The sequence below is a fragment of the uncultured Campylobacter sp. genome (assembly GCF_938018145.1).
In the GTDB taxonomy this organism is placed as follows: domain Bacteria; phylum Campylobacterota; class Campylobacteria; order Campylobacterales; family Campylobacteraceae; genus Campylobacter_A.
In genome coordinates this window covers 1-6,725 of record NZ_CALIII010000450.1, presented here as the reverse complement: position 1 = coordinate 6,725, position 6,725 = coordinate 1, and the positions used below count along the sequence as shown (strand labels likewise).

At 47.7% G+C, this 6,725-nt stretch carries 4 protein-coding genes and 2 pseudogenes; all 6 read left to right on the top strand.

Annotated elements, in window-relative coordinates:
- A pseudogene (locus Q0338_RS10535) lies at nt 1-1,449 on the top strand (alpha-2-macroglobulin); the annotation flags it as partial.
- 130 nt (nt 1,450-1,579) lie between these two features.
- Complete coding sequence (locus Q0338_RS10530; RefSeq protein WP_298086678.1) at nt 1,580-4,417, top strand: valine--tRNA ligase; 2,838 nt, start codon at nt 1,580-1,582, stop codon at nt 4,415-4,417.
- Between the two features lie 40 nt (nt 4,418-4,457).
- Nucleotides 4,458-4,601: a hypothetical protein gene (locus Q0338_RS10525; protein ID WP_002952601.1), complete on the top strand. Its 144-nt coding sequence runs from the start codon at nt 4,458-4,460 to the stop codon at nt 4,599-4,601.
- Nucleotides 4,602-4,634: 33 nt separating this feature from the next.
- Nucleotides 4,635-5,621, top strand: a complete 987-nt coding sequence (locus tag Q0338_RS10520) for a diaminopimelate dehydrogenase (protein WP_298086677.1) — start codon at nt 4,635-4,637, stop codon at nt 5,619-5,621.
- 43 nt (nt 5,622-5,664) lie between these two features.
- Nucleotides 5,665-6,621: a methionine ABC transporter ATP-binding protein gene (locus Q0338_RS10515; protein WP_298086676.1), complete on the top strand. Its 957-nt coding sequence runs from the start codon at nt 5,665-5,667 to the stop codon at nt 6,619-6,621.
- Nucleotides 6,621-6,725, top strand: a pseudogene (locus Q0338_RS11085) (methionine ABC transporter permease); the annotation flags it as partial. The gene Q0338_RS10515 and the pseudogene Q0338_RS11085, both read left to right, overlap by 1 nt.

Sequence of the window (6,725 nt, the reverse complement as noted above, 5' to 3'; positions counted from 1 at the left end):
TTTTACGCGAGCGAGAAAAAGACCTTTAAACTGGACGAAGAGTTAAACGATATCACGATAGACGCTTCAAGCTCTATCAAAGGCGTACTAAGCGCAAATAGCGACAAGCTCGTAAACTACCCTTACGGATGCTCCGAGCAACGCTCAAGTAAGCTTTTTGAGCTAAATTTCCTAGTGCTTGGCGGAGACGATTCTAAAGAGGCCAAGGCAAAAGAAGCCGATAGAAAAAGGTTCGTCGAAGCAGGCTTGCAAGACGTAATCAATATGCAAAAAACAGACGGCAGTATCGGCTACTGGAATCAGCTAGGCTACACGAACAACTTTGCCTCTATCTACTCTATCGATATGCTATTTACGCTTGAAAAATCAGGCTTTGCGCTAGATAGCCACGTAAAAAGTAAAGCTATCGACTGGCTAAAAGCGTTTGGCAGCAACGATAACTTCCAAGCCCTTTACGCAGCCTACGTCCTAAGCACGCAAAAGAAACTCGATAGATCAAAGCTAAACGCTCTATACGATCAAAAGAGATACCAAAACAGCGCGCTTGACGGATACTTGATGGCAGCGATCCTCAAAAACGAGGGACTAAATAAAGAGAGCGAAAAAGTGCTAAAAGGACTAAACAAATCGACCTTTGACCGCGAAAAAGAGCTAGCCGATAACTTTGGCTCAGAGATCAGAAACAAAGCCTTTATGCTACTTTTACACGCTAATCACTTTGAGAAAAACGCATTTAGCGACGAGCTAGCCGACTACCTGATCGCTCGCGTAGATAAGCTACATTCGACGCAGGAGCGCGCATTTACGCTAAGAGCGCTAAGAGCTTATATCAAAGACGTCTCAAGCGAGAACAAATTTAAGCTAATCGCCGACGGACACGATCTAAATTTCGACGGTCGCGGAGCTATCAACATCGCTCCTAAAAAGCCTGAGATCACTATAGTGCCCCAAAACGGCGCAGCCGTGTATCTAGGCGTTAGCGCGTCAGGCTACAAAAAGCTAGACGTAAATCACAAATTTGACAAGAAAGGGCTTGATATCTATAGAACCTTCGTCGGCAAAGACGGCAAAGAGATCGATATCAACGCGCTTAAGGTAAACGATATCATCTACTCTAAGCTATCGCTAAAAACGAATGAGTTTATCAGAAACGGCGTGATAAACGAAACGATCAGTCCTTGCCTTGAGGTAGTAAACGAAAATATCGTACCAAACGTAAGAACTGAAGCTACGAAAAACTCTTTAACTCTCGAGCATCAAAACATCGAGGACGACAGAGTTTTGAGCTTTTATAGTTTGAGTGCCAGCAAGGATGCGCACGTGCTTTATACGCCTCTTCGCGTCGTCATGAGCGGTAAGTGCATGCTACCTGCGGTCATCACGGAAAACATGTACGACGAGAGCATGAGCGACTACGATCTAGCTCAGCACGAATTTATCGTCAAATGATCCTTTGCGAAGCGGTTTTTTAGCCGCTTCGCTTTCTTTGCCTATTCTTAAAAACAACCTATTTTAAACATACTATTAGCAAATTTGTAGTAAAATCCGACATTTTTTAAACAATTATTAAGGATAAAATATGGCGGAATTTTACGACGCAAAAGAAGTAGAAGATAAATTTTATAAAATTTGGGAAGAACGCGGATATTTCGAGATAGACGCGAACAAAAACATCCGCAAAGACGGCCGTAAATTTTGCATCATGATGCCGCCTCCAAACGTAACGGGCTCGCTTCATATCGGGCACGCGCTAACCTTTACGTTGCAAGACATAATGACGCGCTACAAAAGAATGGACGGCTACAAAACGCTGTGGCAGCCGGGCCTTGATCACGCCGGTATCGCCACGCAAAACGTCGTTGAAAAGCAGCTCCTAGCCCAAGGCATCAAAAAAGAAGAGCTCGGACGCGAAAAATTCGTAGAAAAAGTCTGGGAATGGAAAGAAAAAAGCGGCGGAATGATCGTTCACCAGATGCGAAAACTAGGCATCTCGCCGGCATGGTCGCGCCAAAGATTTACGATGGATGAAGGGCTAAGAAAAGCGGTCAAAAAAGCCTTCGTAAATCTCTACGAAAAAGGGCTCATCGTACGCGAAAACTACATGATAAACTGGTGCACGCACGACGGCGCGCTCAGCGACATCGAGGTCGAGCATAAGGAAAACAAAGGCAAGCTTTATCATTTGAGGTACTATCTCGCAGACGATCAAAATTTAACATCAAATTCAAATAAGCAAGCCGAAGTATCGTGCGATGAATTTGCGGGTTGCAAGAGGGGTGCCAATGAGGCACAAAATTTAAACCAAAAAGAGGAGGCGAATTATCGTGAAGAGAGGCGAGGCGGAGTGGATTTTGACGACGGGAGCGCACCGGTCGTGCGTGACCGAGGAGAAATCCGCTCTAACAAAGCATATCAAAGCGAGAATTTGCCGTATATCGTTGTGGCAACAACAAGGCCGGAGACCTACTTCGGCGATACCGCGGTAATGGTCAATCCAAACGACGAGCGCTATAAAAATTTGATCGGCAAAAAAGTCGTGTTGCCGATAATCGGTCGCGAGATCGAGATCATCGCCGACGAGCACGTCGATATGGAGTTTGGAACGGGTCTTGTTAAAGTCACCCCGGCGCACGACACTAACGACTACGAGGTCGGCAAAAGGCACGATCTAAAATTTATCACCGTTTTTGACGAAAAAGGTATCCTAAACGAGCAGTGCGCGCAGTTTAAGGGGCTTGAGCGACTAGAGGCCAGAGACGTCATCGTCGCAGAGCTAGAAAAGCTCGGAAACGTCGAAAAAATCGAAGACTACGAAAATCAAGTCGGCTACTGCTACCGCTGCAAAAACGTCGTCGAGCCATACATCTCAAAGCAGTGGTTCGTCAAAAAACAGATCGCAGACGACGCGATCGCAAAGGTCGGCGAAGGCTTAGCCAAATTTTACCCGGCTCACTGGATAAACAGCTTTAACGCCTGGATGCGCGAGCTTCGCGACTGGTGTATCTCGCGCCAGCTATGGTGGGGACATCAGATCCCGGTATTTTACTGTGGCGAGTGCGGACACGAGTGGGCGGACGAAGGCGATCCGACGCAGTGTCCAAAATGCAAAAGCGCAAATTTCCATCAAGACCCGGACGTCCTTGATACCTGGTTTAGCTCGGGGCTTTGGCCGTTTAGCACGCTTGGCTGGGGCAACGGCGAGGAGCTAAAAAACGAGAAATGGTTTGACGGCGATTTGGCCGAATTTTACCCAAACAACCTGCTAATCACCGGCTTTGATATCTTGTTTTTCTGGGTAGCTAGGATGATGTTTCAGGGCGAAAACGCGCTAGGCAAGCTGCCGTTTGACGATATCTACCTGCACGCTTTGGTTAAAGACGAGCAAGGCAGAAAGATGAGCAAGAGCCTAGGCAACGTCATCGACCCGCTCGTTAGCATCGAGGAGTACAGCGCCGACGTCCTGCGATTTACGCTTGCGCTACTTGCCGTGCAGGGACGCGACATCAAGCTAAGCGACGAAAAGATGAAGCTCGTGCGAAATTTTACGAACAAGCTTTACAATGCGAGCAAATATCTGCTACTAAACGAGTCTAAATTTGCAAATTTAAGCGACGCCAAAATCGAAACAAAGCTTGGCAAATACATGCTAAGCCGCTTTAACGAGTGCGTGCGCGAAGTGCGAGAGAACATCGACGCCTACCGCTTTAACGACGCGGCAAACGCGATTTATAAATTTTTATGGGACGAGTTTTGCGACTGGGGCATCGAGCTTAGCAAAGCCGACAAAGGCAGCGTAAAGGAGCTTGGAGCGATATTTAAAGAAGCGATGAGGCTACTAAGTCCTTTTATGCCTTTTATCTCAGAATACCTTTTCCACGAGCTTAGCGGTTCAAATTTAGAAAACGCAAGCTCGATCATGATAGAGGCGTATCCGCAGGCTAACGAGCGCGACTTGCAGATAGAAAAGACCTTTGAGCTGGTGATCGAAGCCATCGTCGCGATCCGCCGCGCAAAGGCGACCATCGAGCAAGGCAACTCAAAAATCCCAAAAGCTTTCATCAAGCTAAACGGAAACGAGAAATTGACTGAGGCGACAAACTACATTGCGCTGCTAGCTAAATGCGAGCAGATCGAGTTTTGCGACGCTAAAATCGAAAACGCCGCGCGCGACGTGAGCGAAAATTTAGAGGCATTCGTGCCGCTTGAAGGCGTGGATATGAGTGCTGTGATCATGCGACTGCGGTCGCAAAAAACCAAACTAGAAAAAGAGATAGCAAAGCTCTCAAGTATGCTAAATAACGAGAAATTCGTAGCCTCCGCCCCGCAAGCCGTGGTCGAAGCCAACCGCGAAGGACTGCAAAGCGCGCAGGAAAAATTCGCCAAAGTATGCGACGAACTAAAGGTATTTGGCGAGTAGTCCGCTCGTTTGAGCCTAAATTTTAAATCAAGGAGAAAAAATGAAAGGTAGCATCGGTGGATTTACTTTAGGCACGGTCATAGCCGTCGCACTATCATGGGGAGCCAATAAGAGCATATTGTGGGCGATAATTCACGGATTTTTAAGTTGGATATATGTGATTTATTATTTGCTGATGAAGTGAAACTTTGTCACTAGTTAAATTTAAAGGATAAAAATGAGTCAAAAGATAAAAATAGCAGTTTTAGGATATGGAAATTTGGGTCGCGGCGTGGAGCTTGCCGTGCGAAATAGCAAGGATTTAGAGCTTTCGACAGTTTTTAGCCGTAGGAATCCAAGCGAAGTAAAAACATGCGGCGCGCCGGTGTTTAGTGCGGATGAAATTTTATCGCACAAGGGCAAATTTGACGTTTTGGTGCTTTGCGGCGGTAGCGCGACGGATCTGCCGACTCAGACGCCTGAGTTTGCGCAGAGTTTTAACGTCGTAGATAGCTTTGATACGCACGCAAAAATCCCAGAGCACTTCGCCGCGGTAGACGCCGCCGCTAAAAAAGGCGGAAAAGTTGGCATCATAGCCGTAGGCTGGGATCCGGGGCTGTTTTCGCTAAATAGACTATTTGGCGAGAGCGTGCTGGAAAACGGCATCAGTTATACGTTTTGGGGCAAAGGCGTAAGCCAAGGCCACTCAGACGCCATCCGCAGGATCGAGGGCGTCGTGGATGCACGCCAATACACCGTGCCGATAGAAAGCGCCTTGGAGCGAGTTCGCGCGGGCGAAAATCCAAAACTTAGCACGCGCGAAAAACACCTGCGCGAGTGCTACGTAGCGGTGCAGGACGGCGCCGATAAGGCACGCATCGAGCATGAGATAAAAACGATGCCAAACTACTTCGCCGACTACGACACGAGCGTGCATTTCGTAAGTCTTGAAACGCTTAAAAAGGAGCATGGCGGCATCCCTCACGGAGGATTTGTTTTGCGAAGCGGAGCGACGGGCGAGCGTGGCGAAAATAAACACCTGATCGAGTTTTCGCTAAAGCTTGATTCAAATCCCGAATTTACCGCTAGCGTGCTCGTAGCCTACGCTCGTGCGGCATATCGCTTAGCAAAAAGAGGTGAAAGCGGTGCTTTTAGCGTATTTGACATCGCTCCGGCGCTTCTTTCGCCAAAGAGTGCGGACGATCTAAGGCGCGAAATTTTATAAATTTTAGCAGCGCTTCGGCGGAATTATGAATGAGGAAATTTGAGTGATAAAAATAGAAAATTTAAAGAAATTTTACGGAGCGACGCAGATCATAGACGGCGTCAGCCTAACCGTAGAAAAAGGCGAAATTTTCGCCATCGTAGGCCACAGCGGCGCGGGTAAATCCACCCTGCTTCGCTGCATAAACGGCCTAGAGGACTATCAAGGCGGCAGCCTAAAGGTATTTGACAAAGAAATCTCGGCGCTAAAAGATAAAGAGCTAAGAGAACTTAGGCGAGATGTGGGGATGATATTTCAGCACTTCGCGCTGATGGCGAGGAAAACGGCGTTTGAAAACATCGCTACTCCGCTTAAATTTTGGGGTTACTCAGACGGCGATATCAAAAAAAGAGTGAGCGAGCTACTAGAGCTAGTCGGCCTTGCAAACAAAGCCGCAAGCTACCCGGGCGAGCTAAGCGGCGGACAGAAACAACGAGTCGCTATCGCCCGCGCCCTTGCGCTAAGTCCAAAAATTTTACTCTCCGACGAGGCAACCTCGGCGCTTGATCCAAATACGACAAATTCGATACTCGAGCTTTTAAAACAGATCAATCAAACGCTAAATATCAGCGTCGTTTTGGTCACGCACGAGATGGAGGTCGTAAAAAGCATCGCGCGCCGCGCAGTGCTGCTAGAAAGCGGCAAGATAATCGGCAGCGGTACGATCGAGGAGCTATTTTTAAAACCGGACGAAAAGATGAAGGAATTCCTCGGCGAGGATGAAATTTTACCGAGCGAGGGCGTAAATATCAGGCTCTTTTTCCCCAAAGAAGTCGCACAAAACAGCGTCATCACGCACATGGCGCGCACGCTAAACATCGACTTTAACATCGTCTGGGGCAAGCTTGAAAAGCTAAACGAAAACGTGCTAGGCTCGCTCGTCATAAACGTCGATCCTAAAGACGAGGCGCGCGTGACCGAGTACATCAAGCAAAGCGGCGTATTATGGGAGGTAGCGTGATGTTTGGCATAGATTTTTCTAAATTTCCCGACGTTTTCGAGCGCATCTTGCTCCCGGCCATCGGCGAGACGCTCTATATGAGCGTAGTTTCGACGCTTTTAGCG